Below are 15,012 nucleotides of genomic sequence, written 5' to 3' on the forward strand. Positions count from 1 at the left end.
TCAGGCCGGGTTTTTCGTTATGGCTCCCGTTATCCTTTGCGGATGTCGAATTCGCACATCCTGCACGACCACGAGCGCGCCGCCCGGCAGTCGCTGATCGACCACTGCCGCGCGATGAACGCCAGCGGGCTGTCGCTGAACAAGTCCGGCAACGCCAGCATCCGCTGGCGCGACGGGCTGCTGATCACCCCAACCGGGCGCGCCTACGACCGCCTGCTGCCCGAGGACATCGTCTATCTCGAAGCGGACGGCAGCTGCCCGCCCGGGCAGCTGATCCCGTCCAGCGAATGGCGCTTCCACTGCGACATCCTGCACGCGTTCCCGGACATGAACGCGGTGGTGCACGTGCATTCCACCCACGCCACCGCGCTGGCCTGCCTGGGGCAGGAGATCCCCGCCTTCCACTACATGGTGGCGGTGGCCGGCGGCGACCGCATCCCCTGCGCCGACTACGCCACCTTCGGCACCGGCGAACTGTCCGCCAACGTCCTGCGTGCGCTTGATGGCGGCCTGCGCGCCTGCCTGATGGCCAACCACGGCCAGGTCACCACCGGCAAGACCCTATCCGAGGCCTACGCGCTGGCGGAAGAAGTGGAGAACCTGGCCCGCCAATACCTGCTGGCGCGCATGCTGGGCCACACCCGCGACCTGCCGCCGGAAGAGATGGCGCGGGTGCTGGAGAAGTTCAGCACCTACGGCCAGCAGCGATAACCGCCTGGCCCTTCGCCATCACCGCGCGACTCGCCAGCCTTGAGGCGCGCAACCCCGCAGCATCCCGCGTGGCTCCCCCCTCCGCGAGAAAGCCCCGCAGCATCACGCGCGGCTCCCGCATCCGCGAGAAAACCCCGCAGCATCACGCGTAGCTCCCCCCTCCGCGAGAAAACCCCGCAGCATCACGCGGGTACCGCAGCCCACAACCAAGCGAGTATCGGGGAGCGACTTGCGGGCTGCGGTACCCGCGTGATGCCCGCGTAATGCCCGCTTGAGCCCCCGCTTGCCTCTCCGCTTGACCGCCCGCGCGAACCCCCGCGTGATGCCCGCCTGAACTCACCACAGATCCAGGTCTGAAAGCATCGCGCAGCGTGATGACGCTGGCAGCCGCCAAGCCCTACACTTCGCGCATGAACACCCCCGCTTTCGACCACAACCTGTACGCCGGCTGCGCCGCCCAGATCATCAGCCACACCCGCGAGCTGGCCGCCAAGGGCTGGACCCCGGCCACCGCCGGCAACTTCTCCATCCGCATGGATGCCGACCACGCGGCGATCACCATTTCCGGCAAGGACAAGGGCCGCCTGACCGAAGCCGACATCATGGTGGTCAACATGGCCAACGACCCGGTGGCCACCCACCACCGGCCGTCCGCGGAAGCCGCCCTGCACACCCATCTGTACCGCCGCTTCCCCGACGTGGGCGCGGTGCTGCACACCCACTCGCCCACCCAGACCATCGCCGGCCTGCTGTACGCCGACCAGGGCCGCGTGCGCCTGCGCGGCTACGAGCTGTTCAAGGCCCTGCGCGGCCACGCCACCCACGAAACCGAGCTCGACCTGCCGGTGGTGCCGAATTCGCAGGACATGGACCAGCTGACCGCCAGCGTGGATGCGGTGCTGACCGAGCCCAACACCTGGGGCTACCTGATCGCGGGCCACGGCCTGTATGCCTGGGGCCGCGACATCAGCGAGGCGCGCCGGCACCTGGACGCATTCGAATTCCTGCTCGGCTGCGAGCTGGAAATGCGTCGCCTGCGCGGGAGCCTGACGTGAGCCGCTTGCGCATCTTCGACCACGACGCCCCGCAGGCGCCGCTGCTGACCACCACCGACCACGCCGGGATCGCGGCCGAGTTGGCGAAGATCGGCGTCGCCTTCGAACAGTGGCAAGCCGCGCACCCGGTGCAGCCCGGCGACGCGCCGGAAACGATCATGGCCGCCTACCGCGCCGACATCGACCGGCTGGTGGCCGAGCGCGGCTTCCGCAGCGTCGACGTGGTCAGCATCGCGCCGGACAACCCGAACCGCGAGGCGATGCGCGCCAAGTTCCTCGACGAGCACGCGCACAAGGAAGACGAGGTGCGCTTCTTCGTCGCCGGCAGCGGTCTGTTCTCGCTGCATGTCGGCGAGAAGGTGTACGAAGTGCTGTGCGAGGCCGGCGACCTGATCGCGGTGCCCGACGGCACCACCCACTGGTTCGACATGGGCCCGGCGCCCAGCTTCGTCGCCATCCGCTTCTTCACCGCGCCGGACGGCTGGGTGGGCCATTTCACCGGCAGCGACATCGCGCAACGGTTCCCGCGCCTCGAGGCGGGATCGACGCTTTGACCACCATCCTCACCGACATCGAAGGCACCACGTCCTCCATGTCCTTCGTCAAGGACGTGCTGTTCCCGTATGCGCGGGCGAAACTGCCTGCGTTCGTGCGAGAACACGGGCACGATCCGGAGGTGCGCCGCTGGCTGGACGCGGTGGCGGTGGAGATTTCCGCCAGCGCCTGCCAGGACGCGGTGATCGTGGAAACCCTGCAGGGCTGGATCGACGAGGACCGCAAGCACACCGCGCTGAAGGCGTTGCAGGGCATGGTCTGGCAGGCCGGCTATCGCGAAGGCGACTTCACCGCGCCGCTGTACCCGGACGTGGCGCCGGCGCTGCGCGCCTGGCACGCGGCGGGCCACACGCTGGCGGTGTATTCGTCCGGCTCGGTGCCGGCGCAGAAGCTGCTGTTCGCGCATACCGATGCCGGCGACCTGACGCCGCTGTTCTCCGGCTTCTTCGATACCGAAGTGGGCGGCAAGCGCGAAGCCGCGAGCTACCGCGTCATCGCCGCCAAGCTGGCGCGGCAGCCTGGCGACATCCTGTTCCTGTCCGACGTGGTCGCCGAGCTCGACGCGGCGCGCGACGCCGGGCTGCGCACCGTGCTGCTGGACCGTCGCGACGACTACCCGCAGCCGCGCACCGGCGCTGCCGCGAACGGACATCCGCGCGTGGAATCGTTCGCCGACATCGACCCCACCGCTTGAACCCGCAGCCGCTCGAGCGCCGCGCCATCGGCTGACGATCGTCCGCGCCTGCTCCGACGCCGCGCCTGGCTCAGCCCGCGCCAGCGCGGAATGCAAACGCAGGCCTGGCATCGCCACCACGGCTCTGTGGCAGCTGCCCCCCGATCAACGCGAAACCCGAGCTGCTGTGTAACCGGCATCCGCACGCCAAAGAAATCAGGGGCCGGCCTGAAGCGCCTCGTGCGGCTGCGGCGGCTGGTATTCCAGCAGCGAATAACTCGTGCTGGCGGTCACTTCGCCGCGCCAGCGGTCGAAGGCGCGCACGTCGATGCGGTGTTCGCCGGCAGCGAGCCGGGTCGGCAGCGCGGCGCGCCACAGATGCGCCGACACCTCGGCCTCCGGCGAGCGGTCGTAGCCGCGCAGCGCGCTGGCCTCGTCATCGCGCCGGTTCTCCGCCATCAGCCGCGGATCGGGCTGCAGCACTTTCTTCATCGGCATCCAGTCGCCGCCATCGACGCGGAACTCGACGCGGGTGTCTTCATCGCCCATGTAGACATTGGCGAACACGCCCCAGGCCGGATAGGCGCCGCGCCGCAGCACCCTGGGGGCGTGCAGGCCGATCTGGCTGTCCGCGGGATCGCGCGCCGCGTGCCAGGCCAGCGCATAGTCGCCGCCGGACTTGATCGTGAGCAGCGCGTAGCCGTTGGGCGTGCCGTCGGACATGGTGGCATCGGGGATCCCGTCGGCATCCCGGGCGCCGGCCCAGTACGAACCGCAGGCCGCGCCCAGGTTGAATTCGTGCAGCGGCTGCGCCCCCGTCCAGCCGTCGGCGGCGGCATGGTAGTAGTGGCGCTGGCTGTGGTTGTGCGCGCTCAGCACCAGCACGTGCGGGAACGATGCCAGCAGCGCGAACAGGCGATGGCGATCGGCGTCGCGGAAGCTGTCCTTGGCGGCGTCCTCGAACAGCGGGATATGCATCGCCAGCACCAGCAGGCGATCCCTGGGCAGGGTTGGCAGCCAGCGTTCGAGGAAGGCGAACTGGTCTTCACGGAAGCCGCCGATATAGGCCGGCTTCTGCCCGGGCCGGTAGATCACGTCGTCCAGCACGACGATATTGGCCAGCGCGGTCTGGCGGGCGAACGTGTCCGGGCCGATCCGCTGCTGAAACAGATGCAGCGACGCCTCGTCGCTGCTGGCGCCCGGGTCCACGTCGTGGTTGCCGGGGGCATGCAGCCACGGCACGCCCAGCGATTCGGTCAGCTGCTTCACCGCCGGCAGCAGTGCCGGCACATCGTCCACCAGGTCACCGAGGGTCAGGCCGAGGCTGGCATCGTGCCGGCCTTGCAGCGGCTGCACGATGTCGCGCCGGAAGTAGTCCACGTCGTCGTCGGATTTCACCTGCGGATCGCCGAACACCAGCACCTTGGCGGATTCGCCTGCCAGGCCACGCGGCGCGCGTCGATAGACGATGCAACCGGGGCCGGGGGCACGGGCGGCGCGCGGCAGCGGCAGCGGCGCCTCCACGGCAACAGGTACACAGGCAGGTCCGCCGGCGGCGGCCGGCGTGGCGAAAACAGGCAGCAGCGTAAACAGCAGGAGCAAGGGGAGGCGCAGGCGCATCCGCCGATTATGCGCGGCAAGCGCGGCCTGCACTAGAATCCCGGCATGGGGACGGGACATGCATGGCGCGCGCGGGAACGGGGGCGGCTGGCCGGCTGGCTGCTGGCGCTGGCCGCCTGCCTGTGCATGCTGCCGGCCTCCGCCGGCGAGCCGATGCTGCGCCTGGGCGCCGGCGATGCCAGCTTCCCGCTGGCCGGGGCGCTGCGCTACTGGCACGACGACTCCGCCGACGCCACGCCGGAACAGGCTTTCGCCCGGGCCCAGGCCGGCCGCTTCGTGCCGCTGCCCGACGGCAACCCCGCGTTCGGCTTCCAGACCGGGGCCTACTGGTTCCACCTGCCGGTCGTGAACCTGCAGCGCGACGAACCGGTGTGGATCCTGGTGCAGGAATATGCGCTGAGCGACAGGCTCGACCTGTACGTGCGCCACCCCGACGGGCGCCTCGAGCACACCGCGGGCGGCGACCACGTCCCGTTCGCGGACCGCTTCATCCGCTATCGGCACCCCAATTTCCGCCTTGACCTGCGGCCGGGGGAACCGGTGGAGCTGCTGCTGCGGGTGCAGAGCGAGAGCTCGATGCAGGTGCCGCTGGCGCTGTACACGCCCAAGGCGTTCGCCGAACTGCTGCGCGACGCCCAGTTCTCCAACGGCCTGTACTACGGCATCGTGCTGGCGCTGCTCTGCTACAACCTGGTGCTGTGGCTGATGCTGCGCGACGCCAGCTATTTCTGGTACCTGCTGCATACCGGTGCATTCGGACTGGTGCTGTTCACCCTCAACGGCTACGGCTTCGAGTACCTGTGGCCGACCTCCGCCTGGCTGGCCGACGCCTCGATCCCGCTGTCGATCTGCCTGGCCCTGATCGGCATGCAGCTGTTCGCGCGCAGTTTCCTGGACCTGCGCACGCGCTGGCCGCTTGGCGACAAGGTGTGCCTGGGCGTGGTGGCATTCTTCGCGATGCTGGGGGTGGCGGCGACCTGGCTGCCGTACAGCATCGCCACCCCCATCGCCTCGCGCGCGGTCCTGCTGGGCGTGGCCTGGATCATCATCGCCACCGTGGTGATGCTGCGCCGCGGTTACCAGCCGGCACGGCTGTTCCTGCTGGCCTGGTCGCTGTTCCTCAGCGGCACGGCAGCGTTCACCCTGCTGGCTTTCGGCGTGCTGCCGCAGAACTTCTGGACCCAAAACGGCGTGCAGATCGGTTCCGCACTGGAACTGCTGCTGCTCTCGCTGGCGCTGGGCAGGCGCTATGCCAGCCTGCGCGAGGAAAACATCCGCATCGTGCAGGAAACCAACGAAACCCTGGAACGCGGCCTGATCGACCGGACCCGCGAGCTGCGCACCACCATGGCGAAGCTGGGCGAGGCCAACGTCAAGCTGCAGGAGTACAGCCGGCGCGATCCGTTGACCGGCGCCTACAACCGCCGCCACTTCCGCGAAGCCTTCGCGCAAATGCTGGCGGCGCGCAAGGGCAGCGGCAGGCAGATCGCACTGCTGCTGCTGGACCTGGATTTCTTCAAGCGGATCAACGACAGCCACGGCCATCCCGCGGGGGACAGCTGCCTGGTGGAGGCGGCGCGCAGGATCGAGGAGGTGGCGGCGCAACGCGGCGGGCTGGTGGCGCGCTTCGGCGGCGAGGAATTCGTGGTGGCGCTGGCCTGCCGCGATGCCCAGGACGCCCTGCAGGTGGCGGAAGCGATCCGCCTGCGCATCCAGCAGGATCCCGTGCGCCATGAAGCGCTGGCCATCCGCCTGAGCGTGAGCATCGGCATCCACACGGTGTCAAGCGAGCGCGGCGACAGCGCGGAGGAAATCATCCGCATCGCCGACGAGGCGCTGTACCGCGCCAAGGGCGACGGTCGCAACTGCGTACGCCACTCGCTGACCACCGCCTGAGGCGGCGCGGGTCGCCGGGGCTCAACCGCGGCGCGCTGCCAGCACCTGCCTGGCGTCTTCCAGCGAGAGCCCGCGGGCGCGCAGCAACACCGTGAGGTGGTACAGCAGGTCGGCCGCCTCGCCCAGCAGCGCCTCGTCGTCCTGGGCCACCGCCGCCAGCGCGGTTTCCACGCCTTCTTCGCCCACCTTCTGGGCGATCCGGCGGATGCCGCCCTCGAACAGGCGCGTCGTGTAACTGCCCTGCGGGCGCTCGCGCTCGCGCTGGGCGATGAGGGCATCCAGCTCGGCCAGGCCGTCGCCCGGTGCGTCCGGGAAGCAGCTGGTGCGGTCGAAGTGGCAGGTCGGGCCGTGCGGCCGGGCCTGCACCAGCAGGGTGTCGGCATCGCAGTCGACGTCCACCGACACCAGCGCCAGCACATGGCCGGAGGACTCGCCCTTGGTCCACAGCCGCTGCTTGCTGCGGCTGTAGAACGTCACCTGGCCGCTGGCCAGCGTCGCCGCCAGCGCTGCGCGGTCCATGTAGCCCAGCATCAGCACGCGCAGCGTGGCCGCGTCCTGCACGATGGCCGGCAGCAGGCCGCCCTGCTTGTCCCAGGCCAGCGCCTCGATGTCGAACGTCGCCGTGCTCACAGCCGCACCTCGATGCCCTGCCCGCGCAGGAACCGTTTGAGCGCGGGGATCTCCACCGCGCCGGAATGGAACACGCTGGCCGCCAGCGCCGCGTCGACGTCCGCCTCGAGGAACGCCTGCGCGAAGTGCGCGGGTTCGCCGGCCCCGCCGGACGCCACCAGCGGCACGTGGCACAGGGCGCGCGCCGCGCGCAGCTGGGCGATGTCGTAGCCGCCGCGCACGCCGTCGCTGCCCATGCAGTTCAGCACGATCTCGCCGGCGCCCAGCCGCTGCGCCTCCTCGATCCAGTCCAGCGTGCGCTTGCCCGGCGCGCGCATCGCGTCGGGGCTGCCGGTGTGGCTGCGCACGCGCCACTCGCCGTCGGCCTCACGCACGGAATCGATGCCGACCACCACGCACTGCACGCCGAAGGCCTCGGCCAGTTCGGCGATCAGGGCCGGCCGCTCCAGCGCAGGGGTGTTGACGGAAATCTTGTCGGCGCCGGCACGCAGCACCGCGCGCGCATCCTCCACATTGCGGATACCGCCCGCCACGCAGAACGGAATGTCGATGAGGCGGGCCACCCGCTCCACCCAGCCGCGGTCCACGCTGCGGCCCTCCGGGCTGGCGGCGATGTCGTAGAACACCAGTTCGTCGGCGCCGGCATCGCGGTAACGCAGCGCCAGCTCCACGATGTCGCCCATGTCGACGTGGTCGCGGAAGCGCACGCCCTTGACCACGCGGCCGTCGCGCACGTCCAGGCAGGGAATCAGGCGGCGGCTCAGCATGCCAGCGCCTCCACCAGCGACAGGCGCCCATCCAGCAGCGCCTTGCCCAGCACCGCGCCAGCGCAGCCGGCGGCGCGCGCCGCAGCCACGTCGGCAGCATCGCGCACTCCCCCGCTGGCCTGCACGCGCACGCCGGGGTGGGCCGCGCACAGGCGGCGGTACAACTCGATGTTCGGCCCGGCCAGCATGCCGTCGCGGGCGATGTCGGTGCACAGCAGGTGCACCAGCCCGGCGTCCGCATAGCGTGCCAACAGCGCGTCCAGCGTCTCGGCGGCGACCTGCGTCCAGCCGTGCACCGGCAGGCGCCACGTGCCCGTCGCGTCCTGCCGTGCGTCCAGCGCGACGGTGATCCGCTCATTGCCGAACGTGGCCAGCCAGCCCATCACGGTATCGGGTGCCGTCACCGCCAGCGAACCCACCACCACGCGCCCCGCGCCGGCCTCCAGCAGCGCCGCCACGTCGGCCTCGCTGCGCACGCCGCCGCCGGTCTGCACCTGCAGGCCGGTGCGTGCACGGAGGTCGCGCAGCAGCGGCTGCAGCGTGTAGCCGCCGGCCTTGGCGGCGTCCAGGTCGACCAGGTGCAGCCACGCCGCGCCGGCCTCGGCGTAGCGCAGCGCGAACGCCAGCGGGTCGTCGCCGTAGCGGGTTTCGTCGGCGTAGTCGCCCTGGCGCAGGCGCACCACCTTGCCGGCGCGGACATCGATGGCGGGATAGACGATGAAGCTCATGCGGGGGTCCAGCGCAGGAAGTTGTCGAGCAGGCGCGCGCCGCTGGCCGCAGAGCGCTCGGGGTGGAACTGGGCACCGGCGACGGCGCCGCGCGCGACCATGGCGGCGAAACGTTCGCCGTGGGTGCACGCAGCGATGCAGTCGGCGGTCACCGGCGCCGCGTAGCCGTGCACGAAGTAGGCGGTGGCGCCCTGCTCGATCCCCGCCAGCAGCGGCGACGCGAGGACGAACGGCTCCAGCGCGTTCCAGCCCATATGCGGGACGCGCAGGCCGGGGCCACCCTGCAGCTTGCGCACGCGGCCGGGCAACAGGCCGAGGCAGGCGACATCGCCCTCCTCCGAGCCGTCGAACAGCAGCTGCATGCCCAGGCAGATGCCGAGCAGCGGCACCTCCGCGCGCGGCAGCACCTCGGCGAAGCCGCGCTCGCGCAGCAGCGCCATCGCGGGCGCCGCGGCGCCGACGCCCGGCAGCAGCACGCGCGGCATGCCGCGCAGGCCATCAGCGTCGCGCACGATGCGCGGGCGCGCGCCCAGCCGCTCCAGCGCGTAGCAGACCGAGCCGAAGTTGGCCCCGCCGGCATCGATGACGGCGACCTCGCTCACAGCGCCCCCTTGGTGGACGGCAGCTCCACGCCGTCGCGGCGGATCGCCTGGCGCAGCGCGCGCGCCACCGCCTTGAAGCAGGCTTCCACCTGGTGGTGGTCGTTCTCGCCGTGCACCTTCAGGTTGAGGTTGAGGCCCGCTGCGTCGCACAGGGAGCGGAAGAAATGCGGCACCAGTTCGGTGGGCAGGTCGCCCACGCGCTCGCGCCGGAACGCCGCCTCGAACACCAGGTACGGCCGGCCGCTGAAATCCAGCGCGGCGCTGGCGAGGCATTCGTCCATCGGCAGCACGAAGCCATAGCGGCCGATCCCGCGCTTGTCGCCCAGCGCCTCGCGCAGCGCCTGGCCCAGCGCCAGCGCGGTATCCTCGACGGTGTGGTGCTCGTCGATGTGCAGGTCGCCCTCGGCGCGGATCGCCAGCGCGAACCCGCCGTGCTTGCCGATCTGCTCCAGCATGTGGTCGAAGAACGCCAGCCCGGTGGCGACCTGCGGCTCGGCCACGCGGTCCAGGTCCACTTCGACGCGGATCTTCGTTTCCCGGGTGTTGCGCACGACCGTGGCCTGGCGCGGCGCGTCGGCCAGCACGTGGGCGATGCCCGCCCAGTCCCACTCGCCACCGAACTGCTCGGTGGCCAACTGGAAGCCGCGAATGCGCAGGTTGTCCGCGAACTGCAGGTCGGTCGGGCGGTCGCCCACCATCGCGCTGCGCGCCCAGTCGATGCCGCGGTCCTGCAGGTAGGCGGTCATCATGCCGATGCCGGGCTTGCGGTTGGGGCTGTTGTCGGCCGGCAGGCTGCAGTCGATCAGCTCGTCGCGGAATGTGAGCCCCTGGCTCTCGAACACCTGGCGCATCAGCGCATGCGGGCCGTCGAACGCCGCCTGCGGATAGGCGTCGGTGCCGAGGCCGTCCTGGTTGCTGACGATGACGAACTCGTAGCCGGCGTCGCGCAGCTTCAGCAGCGCGGGGATGACGCCGCGCACGAAGCGCAGCTTCTCGTAGGCGTCGATCTGGAAATCGGCCGGCTCCTCGATCAGCGTGCCGTCGCGGTCCAGAAACAGGATCGGGCGCAGGCTCATGCCGCGGCCTCCATGCGCAGGCCGTCCAGCGCGGCCAGCACCCGGCGGCATTCCTCCGCGGTGCCCACGCTGATGCGCAGGGCATCGCCCAGCTGCGGCATCGCGCGCATGTCGCGCACCACCACGCCGGCGCCCAGCAGCGCGTCGAACGCGGCGTCGGCATCCGCGAAACGCACCAGCAAGAAGTTGCCCGCCGACGGATAGACCCGGCGCACGCCCGCCAGCCCGCGCAGGCCGTCGGCCAGGCGCGCGCGCGCTTCGCGCACCGCCTCCATGCGGCTGCGGGTCAGCGCCAGCGCCTCCGGCGCCAGCGCGCCCAGCGCCGCATCCACCACCGGCTGCGGCACCGGATACGGCGCCTGGCAGCGGCGCAGCGCCTCGATCAGCGCCGGCGCACCGAGCACGCAGCCCACCCGCGCCGCGGCCAGCGCGTGCGCCTTGGAGAGGGTGCGCAGCACCGCGATGTTGTCGTAGTCGGCCAGCAGCGTGGTGGCGGACGGCACGTCGGCGTATTCCCCGTAGGCCTCGTCCACCACCACCAGGCAGCGGCCGCGCAGCCGCCGCGCCAGCGTGGCGATGGCGTCCAGCGGCAGCAGTTCGCCGGACGGATTGCCCGGCGAGCACAGGAACAGCAGGCTCGCCCCGCTTTCCAGCGCGGCATCGCCTATTGCGGCCAAATCGGCCCGCAAGCCGTCTGGTGCGTCCACCAGCGGCACCTCCACCAGGCCGGCGCCGTGCAGGCGCGCGCACACCGCGTACATGCCGAACACCGGCGGCGCGATGACGATGCGGCCGCGCCCCGGCGCGCAGAATGCGCGCACCAGCAGGTCGATGCCTTCGTCGCTGCCGCGGCCGACCAGCAGCTGCGCCGGCGCGACATCGTAGAGCCGCGCCAGGCGTTCGCGCAGCGCATCCGGCTGCGGCTGCGGGTAGCGGCGCAGGGCCGCGCCAGGGTCGGACGGGTTGGCCCAAGCGGATTCGTTGGCATTGAGCCAGACCGAACCGGCCAGCGCCTCGCTGCGCGCCGACTTGTAGCCGCCGAAGTCGCGCAGGTCCTCGCGCAACAGCGCGTTCACCGTGGTGCTCATGCCGCTTGCTCCAATCGCAGTTCGACCGCGCGCGCGTGGGCCTGCAGGCCTTCGGCATGCGCCAGGATGGCCGCGCACGGCCCGGCATTGGCAATCCCGGCGCGGCTGGCTTCCTGCACGGTGATGGCCTTCTGGAAGCTGGCCACGGACAAGCCGCTCCATGCGCGCGCGGCGCCGCCGGTGGGCAGGACATGGTTGCTGCCGCTGCAGTAGTCGCCCAGCGCTTCCGGCGTCCAGTCGCCGAGGAAGATGCTGCCGGCGCTGCCGATGCGGTCCAACCATGCACGCGGCTCGCGTACCGACAGGATCAGGTGCTCCGGCGCGTAGGCGTCGCTGATGGCGATGGCCTGCGCGATGTCGCGCACCAGCACCAGCCTGGACGCCTCCAGCGCGCGCCGGGCGATGTCCGCCCGCGGCAGCGTGGCCAGCTGGGCGTCGACCTCCGTCGCTACCGCGTCCAGCAGCGCAGGGCTGTCGGTCAGCAGCAGCACCTGCGAGTCGGGCCCGTGTTCGGCCTGCGACAGCAGGTCGGCGGCGACGAACGCGGCGTTGGCGCCGGCATCGGCGATGACCAGCACTTCCGACGGGCCGGCCGGCATGTCGATGGCGATGCCGCCCGGGCGCTGCGCGGCCTGCCGCTTGGCTTCGTCCACCCACGCGTTGCCCGGGCCGAACAGCTTGTCGCAGCGCGGCACGCTGGCGGTGCCCAGCGCCATCGCGGCGATCGCCTGGGCGCCGCCGAGCTTGAACACCCGCACGCCCGGCGCCTGCCGCGCCGCCAGCAGCACGGCCGGATCGGCGCTGCCGTCGGCGCGCGGCGGCGTGCAGAGGACCACTTCGGTACAGCCGGCCAGGCGCGCCGGCACGCACAGCATCAACGCGGTCGACGGCAGCGGCGCGCTGCCGGCCGGCACGTACAGCCCCACCCGGCGGATGGGCCGCTGCACCCGCCGGCAGGTCAAGCCGGGGGCGGTTTCCACCTCGTACGGGGACGCGATGCCCGCGCGGTGGAAGGCCTCGATGCGCGCCGCGGCCTCGGCGACGGCGGCCTGCACCTCGGCGGGCACCGCATCGGCGGCGCGGGCGAACTCGTCCGCGTCCACTTCGAACGCCTCCAGCGCCACGCCGTCGAACCGCGCGGTGAAGTCGCGCAGGGCGGCATCGCCACGCGCGGCCACTTCGTCGAAGACCGCCTGCACGCCGCTGCGCACGGCGTCCGACACCGCCTGCACCGGCCGCCGCAGCACCGCCTCGCGCGCGGGATCGTCAAGCTGGTTCCAGTCGATGCGCTTCATGCCAGCATCCGCTCCACCGGCAGCACCATCAGCCCACGCGCGCCGGCGCGCTTGAGGTCCTCCAGCCGCTGCCAGGTCATCGCGCCGTGGCAGAGCGCCTGCAACGCCAGGGTTTCGCTGCCATCCACCGCGCACATCGTCGGCGGCTCGGCATCCGGCAGCAGCTGCAGCACCTGCGGCAGCGCCTCGCGCGGGGTCTGGAACAGCAGCAGCTTGCTGTCGCGGATGCGCAGCACGCCGTCCATACGCCGCAGCAGCAGGTCGGCCAGCTCGGCGCGCACGTCGCCGAACGGCTGCACCGGCCCGGCCAGCACCGCCTCGCTCTGCAGGATGTCGAGCACCGGCTTGAGCTGGTTGGCGGCCAGCGTGGCGCCGCTGGAAACCAGGTCGCAGATCGCATCGGCCTGGCCCAGCCGCGGCGCGATCTCCACCGAGCCGTTGAGCATCACGATGTCGGCGTCGACCTGCTGCTGGCGCAGCCAGGCGCGCAGCTGGTTGGGATAGGTGGTGGCGATGCGCTTGCCGGCCAGCTGCGCCGGGCCCTGCCAGTCCCAGCCGTCGGGCACGGCGACGGACAGCCGGCAGCCGCCGAAGCCGAGCGCGCGCCACTCGCGGAACACCGGCGGCAGGCCGGCCTCGCTGCGCTCGCCCGCCTGTTCCAGCAGGACGTTGCGGCCGACCACGCCGAGGTCGCAGACGCCGTCGGCGATCAGGCCGGGGATGTCGTCGTCGCGCACCAGCAACAGATCGACCGGCAGCGATTCGCCGTAGCAGAACAGCTTGTCGCGGCTTTCGCGCCAGCTCAAACCCGCCGACGCAAGCAGTGCGCGGGCGGGCTCGCTGAGGCGGCCGTTCTTCTGGATGGCGATACGCAGGCGGTCGCGCCCGTTGGATGTAGCTGCAGTAGTCATCGTGGCAACTCAGGAAGAGGGATTGGCCAGGCCAAGACGGCTGGCAGCGATCCGGTAGCCGCCCGCACCGCGCTCGAGGCAGCGCGCCACCCGGCCGATGGTGGTCACGCTGACCCGGGTGCGTTCGTGGATCTCGCGATAGGGCACGCCCTGCAGCAGCTGCGGCACCACTCGCCAACGGTCGCCCATGGCCTCCAGCTCCGCCGGCGTGCACAGGTCCTCGAGGAAAGCGCGGACTTCCTCCGCGCTTTCCAGCTTCGCCAGCACCGCGGCCAATGCATCGATGGCAACCGCGGCGTCGTACTTGGGCAGGGGTTTGGGGCGTTGTTTCATGGGGCACTCGGGACGTTTGGCGACAGGCCCGCCGCCGGATCGCGGACGGCGCCTGGCTCTGGGTCAATGTAATAGCGTGCTAATACATTAATTCGATAGCTCGCGATTGGCAAGCCCACCGGAACAGGCCTATGCTGATTTCGATGCGCACGTTCATGATGCTGGTCTTGTCAGGCTTGGCGGCCCTGATCCCCACCCTGCCTGCGCTCGCCGCCGACGAGGGCGTTGCCCGGCGCGCAGATCGGGTCGAAGCCGAAGCGCAGCAATCGCCGCGGCCGGACGATTTGATCCTGGCGGCGCGAATCCAGCGCAGCTATGCCCGGAACTTCCGCGGCCTCGACACCGCGGAGCTGCTGCGCATGCACAGCGACGCCGACCTGAAGCAGCATTGGGCCGCTACGGAAACCGCGATCTTCTACGGCAGTGACGCTGACATCCTTGCCTCGGCGCAGCGGGTGCTGGGCGAAATGGAGCGCCGCGGCGTGGCGGACAACCGCGCCAGATCGCGCCTGTTCAACGCGCTGCTGGCTGCGGGACGCTTCGATGCCGCCGCTGCGCTGGCCGCCCGGCATCCGGACGCCGGGTTTCCCCGGGTTCCCAGGTCCATCATCGCAGCCGATCCCGGCCTGCCCAGCGCATGGCGCCTCGGCAACGACGGCAACACGCTGACCCGGATCGGCATCGACCTGGCTCCCCTGCAGATCATCGTCGTGGCGGGCTGTCATTTCTCGGCCGACGCGGCCCGCGACATCGCCAGCGATCCGGTGCTTGGCCCGGTGTTCGCGCGGCACGCGCACTGGCTGTCGTTGCCGCCCGGCCACGAGCAGCTGGACGCCCTGCAGGAATGGAATCGCAGCCATCCGCAGACGCCGATGCTGGCGATCCATGAGCGCAGCGAATGGGCGGTGATTCCGAAGTGGAACATGCCGACCTTCGCTGTCATCCAGGGCGGCAAGCTGATCGACAGCACGCAGGGCTGGCGCAGCGGCGACCCCGAATTCCGCGACCGGCTGATCGCATTGCTCAGGCGTGCCGGCTTGCTGCAAGCCGGCACCCGCTGAAGCCAGGGCGG

Annotated in this window: 16 protein-coding genes; 6 read left to right on the forward strand and 10 right to left on the reverse strand. The window is 71.1% G+C overall.

Annotated elements, in window-relative coordinates:
* The first annotated feature begins 42 nt into the window (after nt 1-42).
* The 4 genes from SPK54_RS04930 to mtnC all read left to right on the forward strand — a co-directional run bounded on the left by SPK54_RS04930 (nt 43) and on the right by mtnC (nt 3,015).
* Complete coding sequence (locus SPK54_RS04930) at nt 43-711, forward strand: class II aldolase/adducin family protein (RefSeq protein WP_330946821.1); 669 nt, start codon at nt 43-45, stop codon at nt 709-711.
* A 410-nt stretch (nt 712-1,121) separates the two neighbouring features.
* Nucleotides 1,122-1,766 (forward strand): methylthioribulose 1-phosphate dehydratase, encoded by a 645-nt coding sequence (locus SPK54_RS04935; protein WP_330946822.1) that lies wholly within the window; start codon nt 1,122-1,124, stop codon nt 1,764-1,766.
* Between the two features lie 11 nt (nt 1,767-1,777).
* Nucleotides 1,778-2,320 carry an acireductone dioxygenase gene (locus tag SPK54_RS04940; RefSeq protein ID WP_330946917.1) on the forward strand — a complete coding sequence of 181 codons (543 nt, stop codon included), beginning with the start codon at nt 1,778-1,780 and terminating at the stop codon, nt 2,318-2,320.
* Nucleotides 2,317-3,015 carry an acireductone synthase gene (gene mtnC / locus SPK54_RS04945; protein ID WP_330946823.1) on the forward strand — a complete coding sequence of 233 codons (699 nt, stop codon included), beginning with the start codon at nt 2,317-2,319 and terminating at the stop codon, nt 3,013-3,015. The genes SPK54_RS04940 and mtnC overlap by 4 nt, the downstream gene beginning before the upstream one ends.
* Before the next feature lie 195 nt (nt 3,016-3,210).
* Here the strand turns inward: mtnC and SPK54_RS04950 are convergent, their stop codons facing one another.
* On the reverse strand, nt 3,211-4,614 hold the full coding sequence (locus SPK54_RS04950) for a calcineurin-like phosphoesterase C-terminal domain-containing protein (protein WP_330946824.1): 1,404 nt from the start codon (nt 4,612-4,614) through the stop codon (nt 3,211-3,213).
* Nucleotides 4,615-4,659: 45 nt separating this feature from the next.
* Between SPK54_RS04950 and SPK54_RS04955 the strand changes: the two genes are divergently transcribed.
* Nucleotides 4,660-6,510 (forward strand): diguanylate cyclase, encoded by a 1,851-nt coding sequence (locus tag SPK54_RS04955; RefSeq protein WP_330946825.1) that lies wholly within the window; start codon nt 4,660-4,662, stop codon nt 6,508-6,510.
* Between the two features lie 21 nt (nt 6,511-6,531).
* On the opposite strand, the gene hisIE is transcribed toward SPK54_RS04955, so the two are convergent.
* From hisIE to SPK54_RS05000, 9 genes are read right to left on the reverse strand one after another with little or no spacing between them, the layout of a single operon-like run.
* A complete protein-coding gene (hisIE, locus tag SPK54_RS04960; protein ID WP_330946826.1) occupies nt 6,532-7,140 on the reverse strand; it encodes a bifunctional phosphoribosyl-AMP cyclohydrolase/phosphoribosyl-ATP diphosphatase HisIE in 609 nt (202 codons plus the stop codon).
* Entirely contained in the window at nt 7,137-7,907 is a 771-nt protein-coding gene (gene hisF / locus SPK54_RS04965) for an imidazole glycerol phosphate synthase subunit HisF (RefSeq protein WP_330946827.1), read from the reverse strand. Before hisF ends, hisIE begins: the two co-directional genes overlap by 4 nt.
* Complete coding sequence (gene hisA / locus SPK54_RS04970) at nt 7,901-8,635, reverse strand: 1-(5-phosphoribosyl)-5-[(5-phosphoribosylamino)methylideneamino]imidazole-4-carboxamide isomerase (RefSeq protein ID WP_330946828.1); 735 nt, start codon at nt 8,633-8,635, stop codon at nt 7,901-7,903. The genes hisF and hisA overlap by 7 nt, the downstream gene beginning before the upstream one ends.
* Nucleotides 8,632-9,237, reverse strand: coding sequence for an imidazole glycerol phosphate synthase subunit HisH (gene hisH, locus SPK54_RS04975; RefSeq protein ID WP_330946829.1), 606 nt, complete (start codon nt 9,235-9,237; stop codon nt 8,632-8,634). Before hisH ends, hisA begins: the two co-directional genes overlap by 4 nt.
* Nucleotides 9,234-10,307 carry a bifunctional histidinol-phosphatase/imidazoleglycerol-phosphate dehydratase HisB gene (gene hisB, locus SPK54_RS04980; protein WP_330946918.1) on the reverse strand — a complete coding sequence of 358 codons (1,074 nt, stop codon included), beginning with the start codon at nt 10,305-10,307 and terminating at the stop codon, nt 9,234-9,236. Before hisB ends, hisH begins: the two co-directional genes overlap by 4 nt.
* Nucleotides 10,308-10,309: 2 nt before the next feature.
* Nucleotides 10,310-11,401 carry a histidinol-phosphate transaminase gene (gene hisC, locus SPK54_RS04985; protein ID WP_330946830.1) on the reverse strand — a complete coding sequence of 364 codons (1,092 nt, stop codon included), beginning with the start codon at nt 11,399-11,401 and terminating at the stop codon, nt 10,310-10,312.
* On the reverse strand, nt 11,398-12,696 hold the full coding sequence (gene hisD / locus SPK54_RS04990) for a histidinol dehydrogenase (RefSeq protein ID WP_330946831.1): 1,299 nt from the start codon (nt 12,694-12,696) through the stop codon (nt 11,398-11,400). Before hisD ends, hisC begins: the two co-directional genes overlap by 4 nt.
* Nucleotides 12,693-13,607: an ATP phosphoribosyltransferase gene (gene hisG / locus SPK54_RS04995; protein ID WP_330946832.1), complete on the reverse strand. Its 915-nt coding sequence runs from the start codon at nt 13,605-13,607 to the stop codon at nt 12,693-12,695. Before hisG ends, hisD begins: the two co-directional genes overlap by 4 nt.
* Before the next feature lie 9 nt (nt 13,608-13,616).
* Complete coding sequence (locus SPK54_RS05000) at nt 13,617-13,940, reverse strand: YerC/YecD family TrpR-related protein (RefSeq protein ID WP_330946833.1); 324 nt, start codon at nt 13,938-13,940, stop codon at nt 13,617-13,619.
* A 131-nt stretch (nt 13,941-14,071) separates the two neighbouring features.
* On the opposite strand from SPK54_RS05000, the gene SPK54_RS05005 reads away from it, so the two are divergent.
* On the forward strand, nt 14,072-15,001 hold the full coding sequence (locus tag SPK54_RS05005; protein WP_330946834.1) for a hypothetical protein: 930 nt from the start codon (nt 14,072-14,074) through the stop codon (nt 14,999-15,001).
* Nucleotides 15,002-15,012 lie beyond the last annotated feature (11 nt).

Source organism: Thermomonas sp. LB-4, assembly GCF_036409385.1.
Taxonomy (GTDB): Bacteria; Pseudomonadota; Gammaproteobacteria; order Xanthomonadales; family Xanthomonadaceae; genus Thermomonas.

What these genes read in the sequence shown, in the direction of transcription:
- hisC (WP_330946830.1), bottom strand. Translation starts at nt 11,401, where the DNA reads ATGAGCACCACGGTGAACGCGCTGTTGCGCGAGGACCTGCGCGACTTC.
- hisA (WP_330946828.1), bottom strand. Translation starts at nt 8,635, where the DNA reads ATGAGCTTCATCGTCTATCCCGCCATCGATGTCCGCGCCGGCAAGGTG.
- SPK54_RS04935 (WP_330946822.1), top strand. Translation starts at nt 1,122, where the DNA reads ATGAACACCCCCGCTTTCGACCACAACCTGTACGCCGGCTGCGCCGCC.
- SPK54_RS04930 (WP_330946821.1), top strand. Translation starts at nt 43, where the DNA reads ATGTCGAATTCGCACATCCTGCACGACCACGAGCGCGCCGCCCGGCAG.
- SPK54_RS05000 (WP_330946833.1), bottom strand. Translation starts at nt 13,940, where the DNA reads ATGAAACAACGCCCCAAACCCCTGCCCAAGTACGACGCCGCGGTTGCC.
- hisF (WP_330946827.1), bottom strand. Translation starts at nt 7,907, where the DNA reads ATGCTGAGCCGCCGCCTGATTCCCTGCCTGGACGTGCGCGACGGCCGC.
- hisG (WP_330946832.1), bottom strand. Translation starts at nt 13,607, where the DNA reads ATGACTACTGCAGCTACATCCAACGGGCGCGACCGCCTGCGTATCGCC.
- SPK54_RS04955 (WP_330946825.1), top strand. Translation starts at nt 4,660, where the DNA reads ATGGGGACGGGACATGCATGGCGCGCGCGGGAACGGGGGCGGCTGGCC.
- SPK54_RS04950 (WP_330946824.1), bottom strand. Translation starts at nt 4,614, where the DNA reads ATGCGCCTGCGCCTCCCCTTGCTCCTGCTGTTTACGCTGCTGCCTGTT.
- SPK54_RS05005 (WP_330946834.1), top strand. Translation starts at nt 14,072, where the DNA reads ATGCTGATTTCGATGCGCACGTTCATGATGCTGGTCTTGTCAGGCTTG.
- hisD (WP_330946831.1), bottom strand. Translation starts at nt 12,696, where the DNA reads ATGAAGCGCATCGACTGGAACCAGCTTGACGATCCCGCGCGCGAGGCG.